The organism is Deltaproteobacteria bacterium GWC2_65_14, from assembly GCA_001797615.1.
GTDB lineage: Bacteria > Desulfobacterota > Deferrimicrobia > Deferrimicrobiales > Deferrimicrobiaceae > GWC2-65-14.
In genome coordinates, this window is record MGPV01000029.1 from 41867 (window position 1) to 67474 (window position 25608).

At 67.4% G+C, this 25608-nt stretch carries 27 protein-coding genes; 23 read left to right on the forward strand and 4 right to left on the reverse strand.

The features are described from left to right. Window positions 1–64 precede the first annotated feature (64 nt). Window positions 65–1771 (forward strand): glutamine--tRNA ligase, encoded by a 1707-nt coding sequence (locus A2X88_00620; GenBank protein ID OGP34473.1) that lies wholly within the window; start codon window positions 65–67, stop codon window positions 1769–1771. A gap of 12 nt (window positions 1772–1783) precedes the next feature. Here the strand turns inward: A2X88_00620 and A2X88_00625 are convergent, their stop codons facing one another. Continuing rightward, a complete protein-coding gene (locus A2X88_00625; GenBank protein OGP34474.1) occupies window positions 1784–3190 on the reverse strand; it encodes a glutamate--tRNA ligase in 1407 nt (468 codons plus the stop codon). Window positions 3191–3250: 60 nt separating this feature from the next. After that, the gene (locus tag A2X88_00630; GenBank protein ID OGP34475.1) at window positions 3251–4057 is read right to left on the reverse strand and encodes an AmmeMemoRadiSam system protein B; all 807 of its coding nucleotides are present in this window, start codon (window positions 4055–4057) and stop codon (window positions 3251–3253) included. 159 nt (window positions 4058–4216) lie between these two features. On the opposite strand from A2X88_00630, the gene A2X88_00635 reads away from it, so the two are divergent. From A2X88_00635 to A2X88_00725, 19 genes are all read left to right on the forward strand, one after another. Then, on the forward strand, window positions 4217–4759 hold the full coding sequence (locus tag A2X88_00635) for a hypothetical protein (protein OGP34476.1): 543 nt from the start codon (window positions 4217–4219) through the stop codon (window positions 4757–4759). 202 nt (window positions 4760–4961) lie between these two features. After that, window positions 4962–5969: a phosphate acyltransferase gene (locus A2X88_00640; protein OGP34477.1), complete on the forward strand. Its 1008-nt coding sequence runs from the start codon at window positions 4962–4964 to the stop codon at window positions 5967–5969. An 18-nt stretch (window positions 5970–5987) separates the two neighbouring features. Further along, window positions 5988–6968 carry a 3-oxoacyl-ACP synthase gene (locus tag A2X88_00645; protein ID OGP34478.1) on the forward strand — a complete coding sequence of 327 codons (981 nt, stop codon included), beginning with the start codon at window positions 5988–5990 and terminating at the stop codon, window positions 6966–6968. Between the two features lie 34 nt (window positions 6969–7002). Further along, window positions 7003–7962, forward strand: coding sequence for a [acyl-carrier-protein] S-malonyltransferase (locus A2X88_00650; protein OGP34479.1), 960 nt, complete (start codon window positions 7003–7005; stop codon window positions 7960–7962). 44 nt (window positions 7963–8006) lie between these two features. Next, a complete protein-coding gene (locus tag A2X88_00655; protein OGP34480.1) occupies window positions 8007–8750 on the forward strand; it encodes a 3-oxoacyl-[acyl-carrier-protein] reductase in 744 nt (247 codons plus the stop codon). A 31-nt stretch (window positions 8751–8781) separates the two neighbouring features. Further along, the gene (locus A2X88_00660) at window positions 8782–9015 is read left to right on the forward strand and encodes an acyl carrier protein (GenBank protein OGP34481.1); all 234 of its coding nucleotides are present in this window, start codon (window positions 8782–8784) and stop codon (window positions 9013–9015) included. Between the two features lie 50 nt (window positions 9016–9065). Further along, a complete protein-coding gene (locus A2X88_00665; GenBank protein ID OGP34482.1) occupies window positions 9066–10304 on the forward strand; it encodes a beta-ketoacyl-[acyl-carrier-protein] synthase II in 1239 nt (412 codons plus the stop codon). A 4-nt stretch (window positions 10305–10308) separates the two neighbouring features. After that, window positions 10309–10806, forward strand: coding sequence for a hypothetical protein (locus tag A2X88_00670; GenBank protein OGP34483.1), 498 nt, complete (start codon window positions 10309–10311; stop codon window positions 10804–10806). Next, a complete protein-coding gene (glyA, locus tag A2X88_00675; protein OGP34484.1) occupies window positions 10794–12056 on the forward strand; it encodes a serine hydroxymethyltransferase in 1263 nt (420 codons plus the stop codon). Before A2X88_00670 ends, glyA begins: the two co-directional genes overlap by 13 nt. 4 nt (window positions 12057–12060) lie before the next feature. Then, the gene (locus A2X88_00680) at window positions 12061–12531 is read left to right on the forward strand and encodes a cytidine deaminase (GenBank protein OGP34485.1); all 471 of its coding nucleotides are present in this window, start codon (window positions 12061–12063) and stop codon (window positions 12529–12531) included. Beyond that, the gene (locus A2X88_00685; GenBank protein OGP34486.1) at window positions 12528–13004 is read left to right on the forward strand and encodes a transcriptional regulator NrdR; all 477 of its coding nucleotides are present in this window, start codon (window positions 12528–12530) and stop codon (window positions 13002–13004) included. Before A2X88_00680 ends, A2X88_00685 begins: the two co-directional genes overlap by 4 nt. Window positions 13005–13008: 4 nt before the next feature. Beyond that, window positions 13009–14145: a riboflavin biosynthesis protein RibD gene (locus tag A2X88_00690; protein ID OGP34487.1), complete on the forward strand. Its 1137-nt coding sequence runs from the start codon at window positions 13009–13011 to the stop codon at window positions 14143–14145. After that, window positions 14146–14781 carry a riboflavin synthase subunit alpha gene (locus tag A2X88_00695; GenBank protein OGP34488.1) on the forward strand — a complete coding sequence of 212 codons (636 nt, stop codon included), beginning with the start codon at window positions 14146–14148 and terminating at the stop codon, window positions 14779–14781. A 16-nt stretch (window positions 14782–14797) separates the two neighbouring features. Continuing rightward, entirely contained in the window at window positions 14798–16003 is a 1206-nt protein-coding gene (locus A2X88_00700; protein ID OGP34489.1) for a bifunctional 3,4-dihydroxy-2-butanone 4-phosphate synthase/GTP cyclohydrolase II, read from the forward strand. An 11-nt stretch (window positions 16004–16014) separates the two neighbouring features. Further along, complete coding sequence (locus tag A2X88_00705) at window positions 16015–16473, forward strand: 6,7-dimethyl-8-ribityllumazine synthase (protein ID OGP34490.1); 459 nt, start codon at window positions 16015–16017, stop codon at window positions 16471–16473. Window positions 16474–16541: 68 nt separating this feature from the next. Continuing rightward, complete coding sequence (locus A2X88_00710) at window positions 16542–16910, forward strand: transcription antitermination factor NusB (GenBank protein OGP34525.1); 369 nt, start codon at window positions 16542–16544, stop codon at window positions 16908–16910. Then, on the forward strand, window positions 16907–19480 hold the full coding sequence (locus A2X88_00715; protein OGP34491.1) for a leucine--tRNA ligase: 2574 nt from the start codon (window positions 16907–16909) through the stop codon (window positions 19478–19480). The genes A2X88_00710 and A2X88_00715 overlap by 4 nt, the downstream gene beginning before the upstream one ends. Before the next feature lie 4 nt (window positions 19481–19484). Next, a complete protein-coding gene (locus A2X88_00720) occupies window positions 19485–20003 on the forward strand; it encodes a hypothetical protein (protein OGP34492.1) in 519 nt (172 codons plus the stop codon). Continuing rightward, a complete protein-coding gene (locus A2X88_00725) occupies window positions 20000–20926 on the forward strand; it encodes a hypothetical protein (GenBank protein OGP34493.1) in 927 nt (308 codons plus the stop codon). Before A2X88_00720 ends, A2X88_00725 begins: the two co-directional genes overlap by 4 nt. 14 nt (window positions 20927–20940) lie before the next feature. On the opposite strand, the gene A2X88_00730 is transcribed toward A2X88_00725, so the two are convergent. Then, window positions 20941–21219, reverse strand: a complete 279-nt coding sequence (locus A2X88_00730) for a 30S ribosomal protein S20 (GenBank protein ID OGP34494.1) — start codon at window positions 21217–21219, stop codon at window positions 20941–20943. 159 nt (window positions 21220–21378) lie between these two features. On the opposite strand from A2X88_00730, the gene A2X88_00735 reads away from it, so the two are divergent. After that, the gene (locus tag A2X88_00735; protein ID OGP34495.1) at window positions 21379–21888 is read left to right on the forward strand and encodes a hypothetical protein; all 510 of its coding nucleotides are present in this window, start codon (window positions 21379–21381) and stop codon (window positions 21886–21888) included. A gap of 102 nt (window positions 21889–21990) precedes the next feature. Here the strand turns inward: A2X88_00735 and A2X88_00740 are convergent, their stop codons facing one another. Next, on the reverse strand, window positions 21991–22764 hold the full coding sequence (locus A2X88_00740) for a nucleoside triphosphate pyrophosphohydrolase (GenBank protein OGP34496.1): 774 nt from the start codon (window positions 22762–22764) through the stop codon (window positions 21991–21993). A gap of 39 nt (window positions 22765–22803) precedes the next feature. Here A2X88_00740 and A2X88_00745 point away from each other — a divergent pair, with 39 nt between their 5' ends. Together A2X88_00745 and A2X88_00750 are read left to right on the forward strand one after the other, a co-directional pair. Beyond that, window positions 22804–24714 carry a hypothetical protein gene (locus A2X88_00745; protein ID OGP34497.1) on the forward strand — a complete coding sequence of 637 codons (1911 nt, stop codon included), beginning with the start codon at window positions 22804–22806 and terminating at the stop codon, window positions 24712–24714. Window positions 24715–24717: 3 nt separating this feature from the next. Then, window positions 24718–25605, forward strand: coding sequence for a hypothetical protein (locus tag A2X88_00750; protein OGP34498.1), 888 nt, complete (start codon window positions 24718–24720; stop codon window positions 25603–25605). Window positions 25606–25608 lie beyond the last annotated feature (3 nt).

The following is a 25608-nucleotide window of genomic DNA, read 5'->3' on the forward strand; positions in this document are numbered from 1 at the left end:
AGCGGGATTCCGCAACGGACGCCCCGTTTTGACTCGATCCCGGCGGCATGCTATTTCTTTACGGATGCAGACCCCGGAAGGAACGGACCGGAAGGATTTTCTCCGGGAAATCGTCCGGCAGGACACGCGGGACGGCCGCCACGGCGGCCGGGTCGTGACCCGCTTTCCCCCCGAGCCGAACGGCTACCTCCACATCGGCCACGCCAAGTCGATCTGCCTGAACTTCGGCATCGCGGAGGAGTTCGGCGGGATCTGCCACCTCCGGTTCGACGACACCAACCCGGAAACCGAGGACGTGAAGTATGTCGAGTCGATTCAGCGCGACGTGCGCTGGCTCGGTTTCGATTGGAAGGACAAGCTCTTCTTCGCTTCCGACTATTCCGGGCGGCTCTATGAATTCGCCGTCCGGCTGATCCGGGACGGCAAGGCCTACGTGGACAGCCAGAGCGAGGAGGAGATCCGGGCGAACCGGGGAACCGTCACCGAGCCGGGGACCGAAAGCCCGTACCGCGGCCGCACCGTGGAGGAGAACCTCGACCTCTTCGCCCGGATGCGGGCCGGGGAGTTCCCCGACGGGGCGCATGTGCTGCGCGGCAGGGTGGACATGTCGGCGGCCAACATGAAGATGCGCGACCCGCTCCTCTACCGGATCCGGCACGCCACACACTACCGCACCGGCGACTCCTGGTGCCTCTACCCGATGTACGACTTCGCCCACCCGCTCTCCGACGCGATCGAGGGGATCACCCACTCGAACTGCACGCTGGAGTTCGAGAACAACCGGGCGGTCTACGACTGGCTGCTCGACTGCCTCTTCGCCGAGCCGAGGCCCCACCAGTACGAGTTCGCCCGCCTGAACCTCGACTACGCGGTAATGAGCAAGCGCAAGCTGCTTCAGCTGGCGGAGGAGGGTCTGGTCACGGGGTGGGACGATCCGAGGATGCCGACGATCGCCGGGATGCGGCGGCGCGGGTACACCCCGGAGGGGATCCGCCTCTTCGCGGAGCGGATCGGCGTGGACAAGGCGAACAGCCGGGTCAGCATGGAGATCCTGGAGGACGCGATCCGGGACGACCTGAACGCCCGCGCCCCCCGCGTCATGGCGGTCCTTCGCCCCCTCAAGGTGACGATCGGAAACTACCCGGAGGGGAAGGTCGAGTGGCTCGAGGCCGGATACTGGCCCCGCGACATCGACCGGGAGGGCTCCAGGAAGGTTCCGCTCTCACGGGTAATCCATATCGAACGGACCGATTTCCTCGAGGATCCCCCCGCCGACTGGATCCGGCTCAAACCGGGCGGGGAGGTGCGGCTGCGCAACGGCTACTTCATCCGCTGCGAATCGGTCGAAAAGGACCCGGCCACGGGGGAGGTGGCCGCTCTTCGGTGCAGCTACGACCCGGCCTCCCTCGGGGCGCCGTCGAAGGGGCCGCGGAAAAAAACCACCGCCGTCCAGTGGGTCTCGGCCGCGCATGCGCTTCGGGCCGAGGTGCGTCTCTACGACCGGCTCTTCACCGAGGCGGACCCGGAAAGCGCGGGGGAGGAGAGGGGTTTCCGGGATTTCCTGAACCCGGCCTCGGTGGAGATCCTCACGGGCTGCATGCTCGAGCCGGGGCTTGCGGACGCCTTGCCCGGCGAACGCTTCCAGTTCCTGCGCCACGGGTACTTCATCGCCGACGAGACCGACTCGCGCCCCGGGGCTCCTGTCTTCAACCGGATCGTCGGCCTGAAGGACCGGTACAGGGCGGGGACGGCGCAGCCGGGCCGGGAGTAGCCGAAGAAAGCTTCAGGACACTTTCCCGATCCGGTCGGAAGCCGCCGAGAGGCGGCGGATCACCTCGTCTTTTCCCAGGATATCCATCACCTCGAAGATCCCGGGGGACACCGTGCCCCCGGTCAATGCCACCCGAAGTGGCTGAGCAATCTTCCCAAGCTTTTCCTGGCGTTTTTCCGCTATACGGTGAAGTATCGGTTCAATGGTCTCGGGGGTAAATTCCGCCATGGGGGCGAACGCGTTTGCCAGTTCCTCGAAGAGTCCGGCCGCCTCCTTCGTGAGGAACTTTTCCGCCGCCTTCGGGTCCGGCTCCTTCTCCCGGAAATAGTACTCGGAAGACTCCGCCATCTCCGCCAGCGTCTTCGCGCGCTCCTGGAAGGTGCGGACCGCCTTCGCCAGCCAGGGGGAACTTTCCGTCTCGATCCCCCGGGCACGCAGGAAAGGGACCAGCAGATCCGCCAGCCGCCGCGGATCGCCCGACTTGAGGTAGTGGGCGGAAAGGTGCAGCAGCTTCTCCGGGTCGAACCGGGAGGGGGATTTCCCGACGCTCTCCAGGGAGAAGATCCGTTGCAGTTCCTCCACCGAGAAGATCTCCTGGTCCCCGTGCCCCCATCCCAGCCGCACCAGGTAGTTCACCATCGCCTCGGGGAGAAATCCCCGCTCCCGGTAGGACTGCACCGAGACGTCGTCCTGCCGCTTCGACATCTTTCCCCCCTCGATCCCGAAGATCAATGGAAAGTGGCCGAACTTCGGGAGCGGGTGGCCGAGCGCTTCGTAGAGCAGGATCTGCTTCGGGGTGTTGTTCAGATGGTCGTCGCCTCGCAACACATGGGTGATCCCCATCGCCGCGTCGTCCACGACCACGACGAAATTGTAGGTCGGCGAGCCGTCCGAGCGGAGCAGGATCAGGTCGTCAAGCTCGGCGTTGTCGTAGGTCACCTCCCCGCGCAGGAGGTCGTCGACGATCGTTTTTCCGGAGGGGGGGGTCCGGAACCGGACCACGTGGGTCTTCCCGGCCGCCTCCGCGGGAGGCAGGTTCCGGCACCGGCCGTCGTACCGCGGCTTCTCCCCCCGGGCCTTCATGGTTTCCCGGCGGGCGTCGAGCTCCTCCGGCGTGCACACGCAGCGGTAGGCTTTCCCTTCGGCCAGCAGCCGGTCCGCCTCGCGGCGGTAGAGGTCGATCCGCTCCGTCTGGAAGAAGGGGCCCTCGTCCCAGGAAAGGCCCAGCCAGCGCATCCCGTCGAGGATCGCCTGCGCCATCTCCGGCGTGGACCGTTCCTTGTCGGTGTCCTCGATCCGCAGGAGGAACTTCCCGCCGTGGCGCCGCGCGAAGAGCCAGTTGAAGAGGGCGGTGCGGGCCCCCCCGATATGGAGGTATCCGGTGGGGCTGGGGGCGAAGCGGGTGACCACGGTCGGCATGGGACCTCTCATCGTTCCGGTGGTTTGCGGTCCGGACGGGGGGCGGGGAATGCGTTTCCGTTACGTGAAGGCCAGGCCGGCATACCCCACGACCTGCCCGCGGTCCCCGCTGACGTCGCCGGAAGTGGCATATCGTACCAGACGGGCGGAGGTTGCGCCAAGGGCGAGGGAGGCGAACAGGACGACGGCGGCGGGGATGGCGCCGCACATCGAGATCCGCTCCGAGCGGACCGTGCGCAGGAGCGCCTCCGGGTCCAGGGCAAGCATGGCGTCGATCGCCTTTTTGTCCTTTTCGCGGGCGACCGGGTCCGGCTCGTAGTGGGACATGTCGGAGCTGGCGATGAGCAGGACCGGCTCCGGATCCTCCCCGACGACCCGCGCGGCCGATTCTCCCAGCGCCCGGCAATCGGAGGGGGAAAGGTCGCCCAGCGCGACCGGGACGAAGTAGAACTCCGGCCGGAACCTCCGGAGAAAGGGAAGCTGCACCTCCAGCGAGTGCTCGTCCCGGTGGGCCGAGGGGTCCTCCCGAAGCAGGGGGGAAGCCTCGATCAGGCGGTCGGCGAGTCCCTCGTCGATCGGGACGTCGCCCCAGGGCATCTTCCAGGCCCCCCGCCCATGGATCGCCGCCTCCGCCCCCCGGCCGGTGTGGTTGGGGCAGAAGATGATGTGGCGCAGGGGGATTTCGATCGAGGAGAAGAGGGCCCCCGCGACCCCTCCCGAGTAGACGTAGCCGGCGTGGGGGGCGACCACCCCCTTGGCGGGGATCTTCTCCGGCAGGTCGGCGGTGAGGGTCCGGACGGCGCGGTCCAGCTCCCGGGCCGATCTAGGATAAAAACTCCCTGCCACGGCGGGGTTTCGGATCGTCATGAGACATGATATACCACAAACGACGGACGGAGCCGCGGGCGCAGGCCCGGGGGCCCCCGGGGGCGGAGTGGTTCGCACGGAATCCCGCACGGAATCCCGATTGACAGCCGGGAGGCGGTTCCATATAGTATTTGTTTTAATTATTAGGGAAGTGCGTCTTTGTACATCCGTGTGACCGAAATCCCCCGGGAAGGGCTGGACGTGCCCGGAACGCGGGGAAACGCCTGGGTCGGGCATCTGCTCGAGGGGATGGACTCGTCCCCCCTGACCGGCTGCAAGGTTCTCTCGGCCACCCTCTTCCTTTCGCTCGAGGGGAGGGAGCTGGAGACGAACGGCTCCTTCGTGGCCGAGGGGGAGTGCCCCTGCGACCGGTGCTCGGAGCCGGTGAAGGTGCGGATGGAGAGGGAGTTCCGGACCCGGTTCGTCCCGAGCGACCGGGGCCCGGCGGGGTCGGGGGAACTGGAGCTCATGCCCGACGACCTCGATCTCGGGTTCTACGACGGCGCCGGGATCGAGGTGAACGATATTTTCCGGGAACAGGTCGTCCTCGCAATCCCGGCGAAGGTTCTCTGCCGGGAGGAGTGCCGGGGACTGTGTCCCAGCTGCGGGGCGGACCGGAACCGGGAACCGTGCGACTGCCCGGAGGAACCCGGGCGGAAACCATTCGACGTGCTGAAGACCCTGTTGCAGGAAAAGGAGTAGAGAATGCCGAATCCGAGACGACGCGGCTCCAAGTGCCGGCGGGACAAGCGCAGGACCCACAAGAAGCTCGCCAACCCCGCGACGAGCACCTGCTCACAGTGCAAGCAGGTCAAGAGACCCCACGCGGTCTGCCCGAATTGCGGAACGTACAACGGCCGGGAAGTCATCGCCAAGGCCTGACGGTTTTCCGCTCCCGCATCCGATGAAAATCGTGGTGGACGCCATGGGAGGGGACCGCGCCCCCCGGGAGGTGGTCCGGGGAGCGGTCCTGGCGGCGCGGGAGTACGACCTCCGTATCGTGCTGGTGGGCGTGGAGGCGCAGGTGCGGGAGGAGCTTCGCTCCGCGGGGAGTACGGACGAGCGGATCGAGCTGGTGCACGCCCCGGAAGTCGTGGGGATGGATGACGCCCCGGGGGTTGCTCTCCGGAGGAAGAAGGAGTCCTCGATCCGGGTGGGGCTGAACCTGGTGGCGGAGGGGAAGGCGGCCTCGTTCCTGAGTGCCGGGAACACCGGCGCCGTCATGGGGGCGGCGCTGGTGGTGCTGAAGAAGATCCGGGGGGTCGACCGCCCGGGGCTCGCGGCGACGATCCCCACGCCGACCGGTCCGATCGTCCTGATCGACGCCGGGGCGAACGTCGACTGCAAGCCGGCGACCCTGGTCCAGTTCGGCTGCATGGGGGAGACCTATGCGAGGAAGATCCTGGGGATCCAGAGGCCCAGGGTCGGCCTGCTGAGCATCGGCGAGGAGGATTCGAAGGGGACCGACCTCACCCGCGAGACCTCGGTCCTGTTCCGGAAGACCGGGCTCTCGTACGTGGGGAATGTCGAGGGGCGCGACTTTTTCGCCGACCGGGCCGACGTCTTCGTCTGCGACGGGTTCGTGGGGAACGTCGCCCTGAAGACGATGGAGGGGATGGCGGTCGCCCTGGGCCATTTCCTGAAGGAGGAGATCCTGAAGTCTCCGCTCGCGAAAGTCGGCGCCCTGCTCGCCGGGAAGGCCATCCGGGGGGTGCGCGACCGGCTCGACTATGCCGAGCATGGAGGGGCACCGCTGCTGGGAGTCCGCGGCGGGGTGGTGGTCTGCCACGGCTCCTCGGACGCCCGGGCGATGAAGAACGCGATCCGGGGCGCGGGGTCGATGCACACCTTCGGAGTGGAGGAGGAGATCGCCCGTTCGATCGCCGGGAACGGGCACGAACAGGTAGGCTGAGCCGGGCAGGGGGGGGAAATCGTGGGATCGAAGATCATCGGGGTGGGGATGCACGCCCCGCCGAAAAAACTGACGAACGAAGACCTCGAGAAGATCATCGACACGTCCGACAGCTGGATCATCGAGCGGACGGGGATCAAGGTCCGCCGGATCGCGGAGCCGGGCGCGGCGACGTCGGACCTCTGCGTGGAGGCGGCGCGCCATGCGCTCGAGGACGCGGGGGTCGGGGCGGAGGAGCTCGATTTCATCCTGGTGGGAACCTGCACGCCGGACATGCCGCTCCCCTCGGTTGCCTGTTTCACGCAGATGAAGATCGGCGCACGGAAGGCCTTCGCGGTCGACCTGAACGCCGCCTGCTCGGGATTCCTCTACGCGCTCACCACGGGCGATGCGCTGATCCGGGCGGGTCAGGGGAAGACGGGGCTCGTCGTGGGCGGCGAAATCCTGTCTACGGTCACCGACTACACGGACCGGGGTACCTGCATCCTCTTCGGCGACGGCGCGGGGGCGGTCGTTCTCTCGGAATGTCCGGACGGCGAGGGGATCCTCTCCTGCCATCTCCACTCCGACGGAACTCTCTGGGAGCTGATCCACGCCCCCGGTGGGGGGACGGTGCACCCGTACTCGCCGGAGGTCGATGAGAAGTGGATGCACGCCATCCGGATGTCGGGGAACGAAGTCTACAAGCACGCGGTGACGCGGCTGGTGGAGGTTTCCCAGGAGGCGCTGCGTCACAACGGCGTGGACATATCGGAGGTCTCCCTGTTCGTGCCGCACCAGGCGAACAAGCGGATCTTGGACGGCGTCGCGAAGCGCCTCGGCATCTCCGAGGAGAAGGTGTTCGTGAACGTGTCGGAGTACGGGAACACCTCGGCCGCCTCGATCCCGATCGCGCTGGCGGAGGCAAAGCAGCAGGGACGGCTCCGCGAGGGAGACCTTCTCCTGATGGCCGCGTTCGGCGGAGGACTCACCTGGGGCTCCGCCCTCGTGCGGATGTAGGAACAGGGCTTCGGAGAACAAAAGGATATCGCGCATGGGCGACCGCCCCGCCATCGGACTGCTCTTCCCCGGCCAGGCCTCCCAGTTCCCGGGAATGGGTAAGGAGCTGCACGACGCCTACCCGGCCGCCCGGCAGGTCTTCGAGGAGGCCTCCGCCGCGCTGGGGCAGGATATCGCGGCGCTCTGCTTCCGGGGCACGGAGGAGGAGCTGCGCCTCACGGAGAACACCCAGCCCTGCATCTTCACGGTGAGCGTCGCCGCCTTCCGGGTGCTCGAGCGGGAGGCCGGGATCGAGCCGCTCTGCGCCGCCGGCCACTCGCTGGGCGAATACTCCGCGCTGGTCGCCTCGGGGGCGATGCCGCTCGCGGAAGGGGTGCGGATCCTTCGGAACCGGGGGCGGTACATGCAGGGGGCGGTGCCGGTCGGGAGGGGGGCGATGGCGGCGCTGATGGGGCTGTCGCTGGAGGCGGTCGAGACGGTCTGCCGGGAGTCGTCCGCCCACGGGGTGGTCGAGCCGGCGAACCTGAACGGGGGAGATCAGATCGTGATCTCCGGAAGCGCGGAAGGGGTGGCCGCCGCCTGCCAGGCGGCCAGGGCCGCCGGGGCGAAGCGGGCCGTGCTCCTCCCGGTGAGCGCCCCGTTCCACTGCTCCCTCATGAAGCCGGCGGCCGACCGTCTCTCCCCGGAGCTGGCCGCGATATCCTGGAGCGCGCTTCGGTTCCCGGTCGTCGCGAACGCCAGCGGATCCTCCTACCCCTCGGAGCGGGAGGCGGCCGGGATCCTGGTGCGCCAGATCGTCTCCCCCGTCCGCTGGGAGGAATGCGTCCGCCGGATGCGCGCGATGGGGGCGAAGGCCTTCCTGGAGGTCGGCCCGGGGAAGGTCCTCTCGGGGCTGCTTAGACGGATCGACCGGGAGGCCCCGGCGGCCGCCTTCTGCGCGCCTCAGGAACTGGAGGCCGTCCGCGCGCTGGCGGGCGGTTTTTTTCTCTTGTAGGTTCCGGCACGGCAGGGGTAGAACCATCGGAAAGGGGGAACGGGATGGGACTTTCCGGCAAGGTTGCGCTGGTGACCGGCGCGTCGCGCGGAATCGGTCGTGCGGTCGCCGAACGGCTGGCCGCGGAGGGAGCCCACGTCGTTCTCAACTTCGCGAGCCGGGAGGATGCGGCCCGGGAGGTTCTCGGGGGGATCGAACAGGCCGGGGGAACCGGGTCGCTGGAGCGGTTCGACGTGGGGGATGCCGGACAGGTCGACGGGGCGGTCAAAAGGATCCTCGTGGAGCGGGGCCGGATCGACATCCTGGTGAACAATGCCGGGATCACCCGGGACAACCTCCTGATGCGCCTCACGGAGGCCGACTTCGACGAGGTGGTCCGGATCAACCTGAAGGGGACCTTTCTCGTCACGAAGGCGGTCTCCCGGCAGATGGTCCGGCAGAAGGGGGGAAGGATCGTCATCGTGAGCTCCGTCGTGGGGGAGATGGGGAACGCGGGGCAGTCGATCTATTCCGCGACGAAGGCCGGGCTGATCGGTTTTTCCAAGTCGCTGGCGCGGGAGCTGGCCTCCCGGGGGATCACGGTGAACGCGATCACCCCGGGGTTCATCACGACCGACATGACGGAGGGTCTTCCGGAGGCGGCGAGGAAGGTGTTCCTGGAGCAGATCCCACTGGGGCGGTTCGGCGCCCCCGGGGAAGTGGCCGGCCTGGTGGCCTTCCTGGCCTCCGAGGAGGCGGGGTACGTCACGGGCCAGGTGATCGGGATCAACGGCGGACTCTACATGTGAGGGTATACTACACGAAGAGGGAGGAAGAGCGATGTCGGTCGAAAAGCGGGTGAAGGAGATCGTGGCGGAGCAGCTGGGGAAGGACGAGGCCGAGGTGAAGAGCGAGTCGTCGTTCATCGACGACCTCGGGGCCGATTCTCTCGACATCGTGGAGCTGGTGATGGCGATGGAGGACGAGTTCGGCATCGAGATCCCGGACGAGGAAGCCGAGAAGATCAAGACGGTCAAGGACGTGGTGGAGTACATCAAGACGCACGCGAAATAGCGCTGCCGGCGGAGGAAAGGAACGCCGGTCGGGCTGCACGGAGGTTGCGGATGCGCAGGGTTGTCGTCACGGGGTTGGGAATGGTCACGCCGCTGGGCGTCGGCACGGGGCCGACGTGGGAGGCGATCCTCGCCGGGAAATCGGGGGTCGGTCCGATCACGAGGTTCGACGCCTCGCAGTTCCCGACCACGATCGCCGCGGAGATCAAGGGGTTCGTCCCCGAGGACTTCGTCGACCGCAAGGAGATCAAGCGGATGGATCGCTTCATCCACCTGGCGATGGCGTCCGCGCATCTGGCCATGGAGGACGCCGGGCTTTCCATCGACGGGGAGCTGGCTCCCAGGGCCGGCGTCTTCATGGGAAGCGGTCTCGGCGGGCTCTCGACGCTCGAGCGGTACCACCAGGCCTACCTCGAGGAGGGGGTGCGAAAAATCAGCCCCTTCTTCATCCCGATGCTGATCTCCAACCTTGCCCCTGGGCACATCGCGATCAGGTACGGCGCCAAGGGGCCGAACATCACGACCACCACCGCCTGCGCCGCCTCCAGCCATGCCGTCGGGGAGGCGCTCATGACGATCCGGCGGGGGGTCTGCGACGTGGTGATCGCCGGAGGATCCGAGGCGACGATCACTCCGATGGGGCTGGGGGGGTTCTGCGCCATGAAGGCCCTTTCCTCCCGCAACGGCGAGCCGGAGAAGGCCTCGCGTCCCTTCGACAAGGACCGGGACGGCTTCGTCATGGGGGAGGGGGCGGCGATCCTGATCCTGGAGGAGCTCGAGTTCGCCCGGAAACGGGGGGCGAAGATCTACGCCGAGCTCTCCGGCTACGGTGCCTCGGGGGACGCGCACCATGTCACGGCCCCGCCGCCGGGCGGGGAGGGGGCCGTCCGGTGCATGCGGGCGGCGCTCGAGGATGCGCGGGTGAGGGCGGAGGAGGTCGAGTATATCAACGCCCACGGCACCTCCACTCCGTACAACGACCAGTTCGAGACGATGGCGATCAAGACGGTGTTCGGGGAGCGTGCGCGAAACCTCATGGTGAGCTCCACGAAGTCGATGACGGGACACCTGCTGGGGGCCGCCGGCGCGATCGAGGGGGCCTTCTGCGTGCTCGCGCTGCGCGACGGGGTGATCCCTCCCACGATCAACTACACCACGCCCGATCCGGAGTGCGACCTGGACTACGTTCCCAACGCGGCCCGGAGGAAGGAGATCCGGTACGCCCTGTCGAACTCCTTCGGGTTCGGCGGCACGAACTCCTGCCTTCTCTTCGGGCGGTTTTCCGGGTAGCCGCATGACGAAGGACCTCTACCCCGTCGCCGTAGCCTCCGACCATGCGGGGGTGGAGATGAAGGCGGGGATCCTGCGGGAGCTGGCGGAGTCGGGCTACCCGGTCGAGGACCTGGGTCCCGGAGACGGGTGCGCCGTGGACTACCCGGATTACGGGGAGGCGGTCGCGGAGCGGGTCGCCTCGGGGGCGGTCCGGCTGGGAATCCTGGTCTGCGGAACCGGGGTCGGGATGTCGATCGCCGCGAACAAGGTCCCCGGGGTGCGAGCCGCCCTCCTCTACGACGACACGACCGCCCGGTATGCGCGCCGGCACAACGACGCGAACGTGGTGGTCTTCGGGGCGAGGACCATGCGGCCCGAGGAGGTCCTGTCGCGGCTCCGCCTGTTTCTTTCTGAGACGTTCGACGGGGGGCGCCACGAGGGTCGGCTTTCCAAGATCCGCAGCATAGAGCAACGCCGGGGAGCGCCGGCCGTGGAAGGAGCCATCGGATGTCCCACCTGAAGGCGGTCGATCCCGAGATCTACGAGGCGATCCGGAAGGAGACGGAGCGCCAGGCCCACACGCTGGAGCTGATCGCCTCCGAGAACTTCGTGAGCGAGGCGGTGCTGGAGGCCACCGGCTCCGTGCTGACGAACAAGTATGCCGAGGGGTACCCCGGGAAGCGGTACTACGGCGGCTGCGAGTTCGTCGACCGGGCCGAGTCGCTGGCGATCGAGCGGGCGAAGCAGATCTTCGGGGCCGAGCATGCGAACGTCCAGCCCCACTCCGGCTCCCAGGCGAACATGGCGGTCTACCTCTCCGTGATGAGCCCCGGCGACACGATGCTGGGGATGAACCTCTCCCACGGGGGGCACCTGACCCACGGCAGCCCGGTGAACTTCTCCGGGAAGCTTTTCCAGGTGGTGGCCTACGGGGTCCGGCCGGACACCGAGAGGATCGATTTCGACCAGGTCCGGGAACTCGCGCTCAAGCACCGCCCGAAGCTGATCGTCGTGGGAGCCTCCGCCTACCCGAGGATCATCGACTTCAAGCCCTTCCGGGAGATCGCCGACGAGTCCGGCGCGATGGTGATGGCCGACATCGCCCACGTGGCGGGGCTGGTGGCGGTCGGGCTGCACCCGAACCCGGTTCCCTACTGCGAGTTCGTCACCACCACGACGCACAAGACGCTGCGGGGTCCCCGGGCCGGGATGATCCTCTGCCGGGAGGAGATGGCGAAGAAGCTCAACTCCTCGATCTTTCCGGGGATCCAGGGCGGACCGCTCATGCATGTCATCGCCGCCAAGGCGGTGGCGCTGAAGGAGGCGATGACGCCGGAGTTCCGGGAGTACCAGAGGCAGATCCTCGCGAACGCCGCGGCGATGGCCCGGGCGATCGCGGCCCGGGGGTTCCGGCTGGTCTCCGGCGGGACCGACAACCACCTGATGCTGGTGAACCTGAAAGAAACCCCGCTGACCGGAAAAGAGGGGGAGGAGGCGCTGGAGCGGGTCGGGATCACGGTGAACAAGAACACCGTCCCCTTCGAGACGAGGAGCCCCTTCATCACGAGCGGGGTCCGGATCGGCACCCCCGCGGTGACCACCCGCGGGATGAAGGAGCCGGAGATGGAGCGGATCGGCGCGATGATCGCGGAGATCCTCTCCTCCCCCGGGGACGCCGCGACGGAGAAGCGGGTCGCCTCCGAGGTCCGGACGCTCTGCGAGCGGTTCCCGCTCTACCCGGAACGGCTGGCTTCCCCCGCCGGGAGGTAGAACGATGCAGACGGGTCCCCGGGTCCGCCCCGACTGGGACACCTACTTCATGGAGATGGCGAGGCTCGCCTCCCTGCGCTCCTCCTGCCTTCGACGCGCGGTCGGCGCGGTGCTGGTCCGGGACAAGCGGCTGCTGGCCACCGGGTACAACGGCGTCCCCTCCGGCGTCACCCACTGCGAGGAGACCGGCTGTCTCCGGGAGAAGCTGGGCGTTCCCTCCGGGGAGCGGCACGAGCTCTGCCGGGGGCTGCACGCCGAGCAGAACGCCATCATCCAGGCCGCGCTCCACGGGGTGTCCACGAAGGGGGCGGTCCTCTACTGCACGAACCTTCCCTGCATCATCTGCGCGAAGATGCTGATCAACTCCGGGGTCCGGAAGATCTACTACCTCGACGGCTACTGCGACACGCTCACCGAGCAGATGCTCTCCGAGGTCGGCCTCGACCTCGTCCGGGTGGAGAGGAGCTCCCCGTGAAGTGCCCCCGGTGCGGCCACGCGGACAACAAGGTGGTCGACTCCCGGGTGGGCAAGGAGGGGGACGTGATCCGGAGGCGGCGGGAGTGCCTCTCCTGCCAGCGGAGGTTCACCACCTACGAGCGGATCGAGGAGGAGCGTCCGCTGGTCGTGAAGCGGGACGGCCGGCGGGAGCCCTTCGACCGGCAGAAGATCCTCTCGGGGATCCTGAAGGCCTGCGAGAAGCGGCCGGTGAGCTACGCCACGATCGAGCGGGTGGTGGATGGACTGGAGGCCGGATTCCAGGCCTCCGGGGAAAAGGAGATCTCCTCGATCCAGATCGGGGAGCGGGTGATGGCGGCGCTCCTCTCGCTCGACGACGTGGCCTACGTCCGGTTCGCCTCCGTCTACCGCCAGTTCAAGGACATCAGTCAGTTCGTGGAGGAGATCAAGACGCTGATCTCGGAGTCTCCCGAACGCCCGCCGAAGCCGTAGCCGGATGGATTTCCCACGCCCCGAGTTCATGCGGCTCGCCCTCCGGCTGGCCCGGAAGGGGATCCCCCGGACTTCGCCGAACCCCGCCGTCGGGGCCGTCCTCGTGGGCGGAGGGAAGGTCGTGGGATCGGGATACCACCGGTCCGCCGGGATGCCCCACGCGGAGATCGAGGCGATCCGCGACGCCGGACGCCGGGCCCGCGGGGCCGACCTGTACGTCACCCTCGAGCCGTGCGCCCACACCGGGAGAACCGGCCCCTGCACGGAGGCGATCGCGGCGGCCGGGATCCGGAGGGTCGCCTCGGCGATGGAGGACCCGAACCCGCTCGTGCGGGGGAAGGGGTTCCGAGGGCTTCGGAAGGCCGGGATCCTCGTCCACTCCGGATTGCTCGAGCGCGAGGCGCGCTTCCTGAACGAGCCCTTCTGTCGCTGGATCGTCGCCGGCCGCCCCTTCGTGACGCTGAAGCTTGCCCTTTCCCTGGACGGGCAGATCGCCGCCGCGTCGGGGGGCTCCCGCTGGATCACGGGGGAAAAGGCGAGGAGGATGGTCCACCGGATGCGGGCCAAGAGCGACGCCGTCCTGGTCGGGGGAAAGACCTTCCGGGCGGACGACCCGCTGCTGACCGCCCGGGTGCCGGGGGCCCGGGACCCGGTGCGGGTGGTGCTGACCTCGGATCTTTCCGGCGCGGCGCGGAGCCGGATGATGCGGGAACGGGGGAGAGGCACCCTCTTCGTATGCCCCAAGGGGGTTCCCGCGCGGTCGGTCGACCGCCTGCGGGAGGGCGGCGCGCGGGTGCTCCTGCTTCCTTCCCGCAACGGGCGCGTCGGCGCGGGGGTTTTCCTTGCGGCGCTGGGGCGGGAAGGGATAACCTCGTTGTTGGTGGAAGGTGGGGGGGAGACGGCCGGATGGCTCGTGTCGGCCGGCGCCGTGGACCGGTTCGTCCTCTTCGTCGCCCCCCTGCTGTTGGGGGAAGGGGTCCGGTCGCTCGCCGGTTTCGCCGCCGCCGCTCCAGGGAAGGGGAAGCGGCTCTCGTTTACATCGGTGCGCCGGGTGGGGGAGGACCTCATGATCACGGCGGAGCCTGCGAGGCGTCCGAAAGGCGCAACGGCCCGGAAACGGGCGAGAAAGGTCGGAGGATAGATGTTCTCGGGGATCGTGGAGGATGTGGGCACCGTCGTATCCCTGACCCGGCGGGCGGGAGGAGCCCTGCTGCGGGTGGCGACGGCGCTTCCCCTTTCCGAGGTCCGGATCGGGGACTCCGTCGCCGTATCCGGCGCCTGCATCACGGTGACCGGGAAGGAGGGGAAGGAGTTCACCGCGAATCTCTCCGCGGAGACCCTCTCCCGCACGACCTTCGGCACGTACCGGACCGGTACCCGGGTGAACCTCGAGCGGTCGCTCTCCCTTTCCGCCCGGCTGGACGGGCACCTGGTCTACGGCCATGTCGACGGGACCGGAACGGTGCGCGAAATCCGCCTTGAGGGCGATTCGCGGGTATTCCATATCCAGGCCGATCCTTCTATAATGAAATTCGTGGTATACAAAGGCGCGGTGGCCGTGGACGGCGTCAGCCTCACGGTCAGTTCCGTCCGAACGGACGGGTTCGAGGTCGCCCTGATTCCCCTGACTCTGGGGCGGACGACATGGGGGGGCATGCGCCCCGGGGGTCCGGTCAACGTGGAAACCGACATCGTCGGGAAATATGTCCTGCGGTTTCTCGAGGGCCTTGGGGACGGCGTGTCCAGGGATTTCCTGAAAAAACATGGATTCGCGTAGGAAAGGGAAGAGGAGCATGCCGCTGGCGGCCATCGAGGAAGCGCTCGGAGAGATCCGCGCGGGGAGGATGATCATCCTCGTCGACGACGAGGACCGGGAGAACGAGGGCGATCTGATGATCGCGGCGGAGCACATCGCTCCCGAGGCGATCAACTTCATGACCCGGTACGGGCGGGGGCTTGTCTGCCTGAGCATCACCGAGGAGAGGGCGAGGCAGCTCCAGCTCCCCCAGATGGTGCACGAGAACTCCTCCCCCTACGGAACCGCCTTCACCGTGTCGATCGAGGCGCGCAAGGGGGTGACCACCGGGATCTCGGCCCACGACCGGGCGACGACGATCCGGGCCGTGATCGCGGAGAAGACGCGTCCGGAGGACCTGGTGCGCCCCGGCCACGTCTTTCCGATCGTCGCGCGAAAGGGAGGGGTGCTGGTCCGGACCGGGCAGACCGAGGGGTCGGTCGACCTGGCGCGGCTGGCGGGGCTGACCCCCGCCGGCGTGATCTGCGAGATCATGAACGAGGACGGGACGATGGCGAGGATGCCCGACCTCGAGATCTTCGCGCAGGAGCACCGGCTGCGGATCGCCTCGATCCGGGACCTCGTGGAATACCGGATGCGGACGGAGCGGCTGGTCACCCGGGTGGGGGAGACGCGGCTGCCGGTCCAGGGAGGGTACGAGTTCCGGGCGATCGCCTACCGGAACACGCTGAACGGGGAAACGCATGTCGCCCTGGTCAAGGGGGAGATCCAGCCCGACCGGCCGGTCCTCGTGCGGGTTCACTCCGAGTGCCTGACCGGCGACGTGTTCGGGTCGCTCCGGTGCGACTGCGGCGAGCAGCTCCACATCGCGCTGACGAGGATCGAGACGGAAGGGGTGGGGATCTTCCTCTACATGCGGCAGGAGGGGCGGGGGATCGGGCTGGAGAACAAGATCCGCGCCTACCGGCTCCAGGACGAGGGCTTCGACACCGTCGAGGCGAACCAGAAGCTCGGCTTCAAGCCGGATCTGCGGGACTACGGCGTGGGGGCGCAGATCCTCGTGGACCTGGGGGTCCGGGAGATCCGCCTGCTGACGAACAACCCGAAGAAGATCATCGGCCTGGAGGGGTACGGGCTCCGGGTGGTCGAGCGGGTGCCGGTGGAGATCCCCCCGACCCGCGACAACATCGAGTACCTCAAGACCAAGAAGGCGAAACTGGGCCACATCCTGGAAGTCGACTGAGGAGGGAGACGGTGAGGACGATAGAGGGAGACCTGCAGGGACAGGGGCTCAAGGTGGCGGTCGTGGTTTCACGGTTCAACGGCTTCATCACGGACCGGCTCGTCGAGGGGGCGCTGGACGCCCTGCGGAGGCACGGAGTCCAGGAGAAGGACATCTCCCTCGTGAGGGTTCCGGGGTCGTTCGAGCTGCCGCTCGCGGTACGGAAGGCGGCGGCGGGCAAGGTCGACGCCGTGATCGCGCTGGGGGCCCTGATCCGGGGGGGGACCCCCCACTTCGAGTACCTGAGCGCGGAGGTCACCAAGGGGGTCGCGCAGGTGACGCTCGATTCCGGGGTGCCGGTGGCCTTCGGGGTCCTCACGACAGACACGATCGAGCAGGCGATCGAGCGGGCCGGGACCAAGTCCGGGAACAAGGGGTTCGAGGCGGCCGTGACGGCCATCGAGATGGCCCGGCTGCTGCGCCAGATGTAGCCGCGGAGGGGCGGGAGCGGACGGGAGTGCGGCGGGCGTCTCGGGAAAAGGTCTTTCAAACGCTCTTCATGATGGATGTCCTGGGGGTTGGCCCGGAGAAGGCCATCCCCCTTTTTGGTCTGTTCGCGGGGGAGCCGCCCGACCCGGAATACTACCGGGAGGCCCTCGCCGGCGTCTGGGAGCACCGGGAGCAGATCGACGAGCTGATCGGGAAAGCGGCGGAAAACTGGCGGATCGACCGGATGACCTTCGTCGACCGGAACATCCTGAGGCTGGGGGCCTTCGAGATTCTCCACTCGCCCGACGTCCCCTTCGCGGTGGCGATCAACGAGGCGGTGGAGCTGGGAAAGAAGTTCGGGTCCGGGGAGTCGGGGGCCTTCCTGAACGGCATCCTCGACCGGATCTGCGAAATCACGAACCGGAAAGGGAGCCCGTGAAGTATCACCCGGAGAAGATCGGGGGGAAGTGGCAGAAGCGGTGGGAGGAGGCGGGGGTGTTCCGGTGCCCCGACGAGCTGTCCGCCCCGAAATTCTACTGCCTCGAGATGTTCCCCTATCCCTCCGGCCGGATCCACATGGGGCATGTCCGGGTCTACACGATCGGGGACCTGATCGCCCGCTTCCGGCGGATGCGGGGGTTCCAGGTCCTCCACCCGATCGGCTGGGACGCCTTCGGGCTTCCCGCGGAGAACGCCGCGCACCGCCACGGGACCCACCCGGCCGCCTGGACCCGGGAGAATATCCGGGTCATGCGGGAGCAGCTCAAGGAGCTGGGGATCTCCTACGACTGGGACCGGGAGTTCTCCACCTGCTCCCCGGGGTATTACCGGTGGGAGCAGCTCTTCTTCCTGTGGATGCTGGAGGACGGGCTCGCCTACCGGAAGCGGGCCCGGCTGAACTGGTGCGACGAATGCCAGACCGTTCTGGCGAACGAGCAGGTGAACCGGGACGGGACCTGCTTCATCCACGACCAGACGCCGGTGACCCAGCGGGAGCTCGAACAGTGGTTCCTCCGGATCACGCAGTACGCCGAGGAGCTTCTCTCTGGGCACGAGGAGCTTCGCGGGGGGTGGCCGGACAACATCCTGGAGATGCAGCGGAACTGGATCGGGAAGAGCGAGGGGGCGGAGCTCTCCTTTCCCCTGGCGGACGGCGGCGGAGCGATCACCGTGTTCACGACCCGTCCCGACACGATCTACGGGGCCACCTTCATGAGCATGGCCCCGGAGCATCCGCTCGTGCTCGAGTTCGCCCGGAAGGCGGGGCGCGAGGCGCAGGTCCGGGAGTTCGTCGAGCGGGTCTCCCGGCAGGACCTCGCCTCCCGGTCGAGCGAGGAGATGGAGAAGGAGGGGATCTTCACCGGCGGCTACTGCCTCAACCCGGCGTCGGGGGAAAGGATCCCGGTCTACACCGCGAACTTCGTGCTCTACGAGTACGGGACGGGGGCGGTGATGGCGGTCCCGGCGCACGACCAGCGGGATTTCGAATTCGCCCGCAAGTACGGGCTTCCGGTCAGGGTGGTCATCCGGCCGGAGGGGGAGGATCTTTCCCCGGAAACGATGACGGCCGCCTACGAGGGACCCGGGGTCATGGTGGAGTCGGGCCCCTTCACCGGGACGCCGAACGAGGAAGGCAAGCGGAAGGTGATCGCCCTCTTCGAGGAGCGGGGGATCGGGAAGGGGAGGGTGCAGTACCGCCTGCGCGACTGGGGGATCAGCCGCCAGCGCTACTGGGGCTGCCCCATCCCGGTCATCCACTGCGAGGCCTGCGGCCTGGTCCCGGTGCCGGAAAAGGATCTGCCGGTGGTCCTGCCGGAGGATCTCCCCTATTCCCGGGAGAAGGGAAATCCGCTGGCGCTGGCCGAGGAGTGGGTCCGGGTTCCCTGCCCCGCCTGCGGGAAGAAGGCGCGCAGGGAGACCGACACCTTCGACACCTTCTTCGAGTCGAGCTGGTACTTCCTCCGGTTCATCGACCCGGGGAACGAGCGGGAGCCGCTCGACCCGGAGAAGATGCGGCGCTTCATGCCGGTCGACCAGTATGTGGGCGGGGTGGAGCATGCCTGCATGCACCTGATCTACGCCCGCTTCTTCCACAAGTACCTTCGGGATCGGGGGCTGGCTCCGGGGAACGAGCCGTTCGCCCGGCTCCTTTCGCAGGGGATGGTCTGCATGCAGACGATGGAGTGCCCGAAGCACGGGTGGCGCTACCCGGAGGAGGTCGACGGGGAGTGGCGCTGCCGGCAGTGCGGCGAGCCGGTCGATATGGGGCGCTCGATGAAGATGTCCAAGTCGAAGCGCAACGTGGTCGAGCCCTCCACCCTCGTGGCGAAGTACGGGGCGGACACCGCGCGGCTCTTTTCCCTGTTCGCCTCCCCGCCGGAGAAGGATCTGGACTGGAGCGAGGCCGGGGTGGAGGGAGCCTACCGGTTCCTGGGGCGGGTATACCGCCTGGTCGCGCAGCGAAAGGATGCGCTCCGGGCTGCAGGTGCCGCCTGGAACGAGACCGACGCGGTCCGGGAAATCCGCCGCGTGACCCACGGGACGCTCCGGAAAGTGACCAGGGACGTCGAGGACCGGTTCCACTTCAACACCGCGATCTCCTCGATCATGGAGATGGTGAATTTCCTCTATCTGGTGGAGGACGCCGCCTGGACCTCCCCGGAGACGGCGCCCCCCCTCCGGGAAGCGGTGCGGATCCTGATCGTGATGCTCTCCCCGTTCGCCCCGCACCTCAGCGAGGAGCTCTGGGAGACGACGGGGAACGAGGGGCTTGCCTGCCGGCAGGAATGGCCCGCGCTGGACCGTGAGGCGGCGCTCGCCGAGGAGATCCTCGTGGTCGTCCAGGTGAACGGGAAGCTGCGCTCCCGGATCACCGTGGACGCCGGCGCCGGGGAGGAGGAGATCCGGGCGCTGGCGATGTCGGACCCGAAGGTTCAGGAGTTCACCCGGGACGGAACCATCCGCAAGGTGGTCTACGTGCCGGGGAAGCTCGTGAACATCGTCCTGTGACGCCATGAGGCGGGCGCTCCCTCTGTTCCTCTTCCTGCTCTTCCTCCTTCCGTCCTCCTGCGGGTACCGCCTCCGGGGCGATCCGGACTCACGGTTTTCCTCCTCCGAAGTTCGGGTGGACCTCCGTCCCTTCGCGAACGCCTCCCTCTTCCCGGATGCGGGGGCCTTTCTCGCGGGACGCCTGCGGGAGGAGATGCGGCGGGGAGGGTTCCGCGGGATCTTCGACAGGCGAAACGCCGATTTCCTCGTCGAGGGGACGATCCGGGATGTGCGGGAGGATGTCTCCTCGCACGGGGCGGACCGGTTTTCCCTGGAGCACCGGATGACCCTCCTGGTCGATATCCGGGTTGTGGAGGGGGTCCGCGGCCGCGTTCTCTGGAAAGAGGAGGGGCTTTCGGAGAGCGCTTCCTATTTCTCCGGCACCGATTTCCAGTACACGGAGGCGAACCGTAGAATGGCGTTCGAGGAGATCTGCCGGAGGATGGCGAGGCGGATCGGGCAGACGCTGCAGGTGCTCCTGTGAAGGTGCCCGCCTTTTTCCGGGGGTGGATTTCGGGAAAGCCGACCCCGGCCTTCCTGCTCGGTGGGGAGGGAACCGGCCTGGCGGAGATGGTCGCGGAGCTCTGGCTCGCCCGCCTGGCCGGGGAAGGGGAGACGGCGGAGCTGCTTCGCCCGAGCGCGCCCGACATGGAGCGGGAATCGCCCGTCCCGGGCTGGAGGACCCCATCGTTCTTCTTCCGCTTCCGGGTGGTCCTCCTCCCCGACTTCGCGGAGGTCAAGAAAGGGCCCCGGGCGGAGATCCTCTCCTATCTGGGGACTCCCGATCCGGACGTCCTGCTGGTGATCCCCTGTTCGGACCGCAATATGATGCGGGGGATTTCGGCCGTTCCGGGGGTTCGCGCGGCCTCGCTCCGGGAGGATCAGGCCGACGGGATCCTGGCGGAGTATGTTTCCGGCCTGGCGGTCGAGGCCGGGAAGGAAATGGCGGAGGAGGTCGCTCTCTTCCTCGTGCGCTGGACGGGAGGCGATTATCCGCGTCTCAGGGCGGAAACGGCAAAGGTTCTCGCGTTCGCGGCCGACCGGAAGGAGATCGGGGAGGAGGAGATCCGGCAGGTCTGCGTGTCCGGCGGGTCGGTCGACCCGTTCCGCATGGCGGACGACCTGATCTCCCGGAACCGGGAGGCCTGCATCGGGCAGTTCCGGCGGTTCGCCGCCTCGGCCGAGTCGTCCGACTACCACGCCCTGGTGGGAGCGATCGCCTGGACGGTGAGAAAACGGGCCGCGGGACAGGGGTACCGGCGGGGGGGGCGATCCGGGGCGGTATCCCGTGAGCGGGCGGGAGAGGTGCTTTCCGCCCTTTCCAGGATCGATGCGGGATTGAAGGGGGGTAGCGGTCTTTCCCCGGAACAGCTGTTCGAGATCCGGATGCTTGGGCTTCTGCTGTGAGGAGGGAAGCGGGGCTACCCGGCCGAAGCCGTGGACGCCTTGTGGACCGCCCTGGAGAGCCGGGCCACCTTGCGCGCGACCGTTTTCCGGTGCAGGACCCCCTTGGAGCCGGCACGCCCGATGAGGGAGGCGGCCCTGGAGAGGATTTCTCCCGCCTTGTCCAGGTTCTTTTCCTCGATCGCGGAGCGGACTTCCTTGACGGCGGTCTTGACCGTGGAACGGATATGCCGGTTCCTGGCTCGTTTCTTCAGGCTCTGCTTCTGCCGCTTGATGCCCGATTTCAGTCTGGCCAACGGGATCCTCCTCGGGGTGTCGCCGATTTTCCGGCAAAGGAGAAATTTACTATGAGAGGGTTATCCATGTCAAAGAAAAAGAGTTCCGTAAGGGTGGTGAACGGTGGAGCCGGTCTGCCACTTTCTTCGGGAGGGGGGCGCGTTTCCCGATCCCGCCCCGTGGAGCTTCCGTTCGGAGTCGCCTGCGCGGTGATGGCGGAGGGGCTTCTCTGCTCCATCGAGTGGGAGTCCTCGCCTGAAGCGCTGGAGGAAGCACTCGCAACGAAGTACCCGGAAGCGGCGATGACGCGGCGGGGGGACGGGGTGCCGGGGGATCTCCTCCTGGCGTACGGGAAGGGGAGGGTCATCCGGAGGGAGGAGATCGCCGCCATCCGGTTCGACTGGAGCCGGGTGAGCCCCTTTTCCCGGGAAGTCCTGAAGGAGCTGGCGAAGGTTCCCTACGGGAAATCGATCACGTACGGGAAGCTGGCGGAACGTTGCGGGAGACCGGGCGCCGGACGGGCCGTGGGGAACGTCCTCTCCCGGAACCGGTGGCCGCTTCTCCTGCCCTGCCACCGGGTGCTCGCGGCGGGACAGAGGATCGGGGGATTCGCAAAGGGGACCGCGGTCAAGGAAGCGCTGATCCGGTTCGAAAGGAACTCGGTGGCGGGCGAAAAGAGTGCCCAATAAAAAGGCAAACTGTATAACCCGCAATTCCTGCGCAGCGCGGAGAGGACATCCACAGGGATTTCCCCAGCCAGTCCACAGCCGGTGTGGAGAACGGGGGAGATGTCAGCGGGAGATCCGTTTCGCTTTTTCCCAGAGCCTGTCCAGCGTCTCCATATCGGCGTTCTCGATGGAAACGCCTGATTCCGCGGCGATTATTTCCATAGCCCGGAACCGCTTCTCGAAGCGGCGGGTCGCCCCGGACATCGCGATCTCCGGGTGGATCCGGAGGAAACGGGCGAGATTTACCAGGGCGAAGAGGAGATCCCCGAATTCGTGCTCGATCTCGTCCGGATCGCCCCGCTCGATGGCGGTTTTCAGCTCCTCCGTCTCTTCGTCCACCTTGGCGAGCACCTGGCCGCTGTTCTCCCAGTCGAACCCCGCCCGCGCCGCTTTCTTCGTGATCTTCGCCGCCCGGAGAAGGGAGGGGAAGGTGCGCGGGACGCCTCCGATGATCGAGGCTGGATTCCTGTTCTCCATCGTCTTCTTGATATGGTCCCACTGGAGGGAAACCGCTTCGGGAGTCGCGGCGGTCGCGTTCGAGAAGACGTGGGGATGCCTCCGGATCATTTTCCCGGAGATGGAACGGATCACGTCCGAAATGTCGAATTCCCCCCGTTCCCGGGAGATCTGGGCGTGGAAGAGGACCTGGAGCAGCAGGTCGCCCAGCTCCTCGCAGAGCGAGTCGGGATTCTTCCGGGAAATGGCATCCAGGACCTCGTACGCCTCCTCCAGGAGGTACTGGCGGAGGGTGGCATGGGTCTGGGCCCTGTCCCACTCGCATCCGCCCTCGGAGCGGAGCCGCTCCATGATCCCGACAAGCTTGCGGAATTCGTCCATATCGGCTTTTCCTCCGGGTAATGGTATCATATCTCTTTTATGAGGAAGGAAAATCCCATCGGTCTCCGCCTCCTTGTCCTCACGATCGTTCTGACGCTCCCCGTATGCATCGGATCCCTGTTCCCGGAGCCTTGCGAGGCGGGAGGCCCCTTCGCTTCGTATGCGGAATCCGTCCGTGCCCGGGCGGAGAAGGTGGTGGCCGCCGCGGGGCCGGGGAAAGAGGAGGAGCTCGGGAAGCAGGTGCGGCTTCTCCGCAAGGAGATGCACGCCTACGGGATACTCTCCCTGAACTCCGTCGCGGACCTGGTCTACGAGAAGGCGGTCGGGGAAGGGTGGAAACGCGACGGGGCGCCGTTTCTGCGGGCGGTGGCCGATGTCGCGCCTCTCTCCGTCCCGATGTGGGCCTGGCTGGTGAAGGAGGACCTGCTCGGCGGCCGCATGCAGGACCTGGTGCGGGATTTCGACGGCATGGTGGGAGCGGTGCGCCGGTTCGGACCCGCGCTGCTCGGGTACGCATCCTGGCTGATCTCCTTCCTGGCCGCCGCGGTCTGCTGGTTCGCGGTCTGGGCCTCGATCGCACTCTTTCTCCGTGCCCGTCCCTCGCTCGAATCCGACATCGGCCGTTTTTTCCGGTTTCCGGGCGGGGGCTACCTGTCCGTCCTGGCGGCGGCGGCGCTCTTTCTCCTCCCCCTCTTCGCCGGGTTCGGGCTGGCGATCGCCGCCTGCATCTGGCTGGCCCTTTCCGCCGCCTACCTGCGCCGGGCGGAGATCCTGATGATGACCAGCGTGATTCTATTGCTGGCGGCCCTGCTGGCCGGGGGGAGCGTCCTGCATTCCCTGAAGCGGTTGACGGGAGAGGTGCAGCGGGGAGGATGGCTGGGAACGGAAGGCTATTTCCCGGAGGAGTGGCCGGACGCCTCCTATCTTCCGATGAAAGGGGAGGAGCGGGCGCCGATCTCGAGGCTGGTCCGCTTTTCCAGGGGGAGAGCCGCCATGATGGCGGGAAAGGCCGCGGAGGCGGAGAAGATCTGGACGGAGCTGGTTTCCGGGGGAGGATCCCCGGCGGGGGTCCTGAACAACCGGGGGATCGCGCGCGCGCAGCAGGGGAGACTGGAAGAGGCGCTGGCCGATTTCGAGGAGGCGCTCCGGAAGGCGCCGGGAGACGGGGCCACGTTATGGAACGCCTATCAGGCCTACCTGCGGCTGTTCAACCTGGAGAGGTCGAGGGCCCTGCAGCCGGAGGCCTGGGAGAAGGTCCAGGCGATGGCCCCCTACAATCTCCGTCCCGCCGAGATGGAGCAGGGGGAGTGGATCGCGTCGCCCCTGAACGTAGGGGACATCTGGAAGTCCTTTTTCGCCCTCCGGGGAGACTGGATCCGGGAGGCCGGGGAAAGCGACATCTTCCGCCTCTATTTCCGGCCGCTCTCCGCAACCGTCTCCCTGGTGTTCCTCGCCCTGGTCTGGCTGATCGCGGGGGCCTGGAAAGTGCTGTCGATGAAGGTCTGGGTGAACCGGACCTGCCGCGGGTGCGGCGTGCGCACCCTCATCGTCGGAAGCCGGGAGGCCCATGAATTCTGCAACCAGTGCCGGTCCCGCATCGCGGGAGCGTCCAACGACACCGGGGAACCGGACCGGAGGGGACAGGGGATCGCGATGCACACCGCCTACGTGCGCGCGTGCTCCGTGCTTGTCCCGGGTTCCGGATGGCTCTGGTCCGGGAAGGAGATCCGGACGATGGTCTACGGGATCCTGCTTTCCCTGTCGCTGGGGCTTCTTTCCTCCTCGATCGGCGCGCTGGATGGCGGGACGATCGTGGCCGACCTCGAGAGAACGGTCACCTTCCTGGCGATCGGCCTCGCGGCGGTCTTATGGCTCGCGGGATCGGTCGCCGGGCTCCGTTCCTTCCGGAAGATGCAGCGGGAGCTTGGGATCCTGCCGGCGGGGAGGTAGCGCGTGAAGGGAAAGATTACCGACTTCGGCATCCCGGAGATCTTCCAGCTGGTGGCGACCCAGGGGAAGTCGGGCGCCCTGACGATCCAGGGGGACGAACGCAAGACGGTGTTCCTCTTCACCGACGGGATGATCGTCGACGTGCAGCCGGACCGGCGGCAGGCGCGGGCGGACCTTTTGGGGAACATGATGGTCGACGCGGGATACCTGACGGAGGAGGAACTTCGCCGCCTTCTCGCAATGCAGGAGAAGGAGGGGAAGAAGCTCGGGGAGCTTCTCGTCGAACAGGGAAAGATCACGCGGGAGATTCTCTCAAGGTACCTCTATCTCCAGGTGAAGGAGAGCCTGTACCACGCCCTCATGATCAAGGAGGGGGAGTACCAGTTCGAGCTCTTCGCCGTCCGGCCTCCCTCCTGGATGTCTACCCCGATGCGGGCGGATGTCCTCATGATGGAAGGGGTCCAGTTTCTCGACGAGTATCCGAGGATCCGTGCGAGGTTTCCGTCCGGAAAATTTCTCGTCTTCCCGAAGAAGGGGATCCGGATCGATTCCAAGGTTCTGCCGTCGGAGGAGAGGGCGGTCTGGAAGGCGGTGGAGTACTCCAGCGACCCGTACAAGATGTTCCGGAAAGCGTGTCTCACCTGGTTCGAGGGGATCAAGGCCCTCTGGGCCCTGACCGACCGCGGGCTGGTGGAGGTCGTCGCCGAGGCCGAGGAACGGGAGGATCCCTGGAGGGCCGCGCGGGCGGACCTCAAGCATCGGCGGCGGGTGGCATGGGTCCGCGCCGCGGTGTGGGCGGTCGCGGCCATGGTCGCGGGTCTGTGGGCGTACATGGTCCTCCTCTCCCCGCGGGCGATCGGGGCCTTCGGCGGATGGGCCGGGTTTTTCTAACGG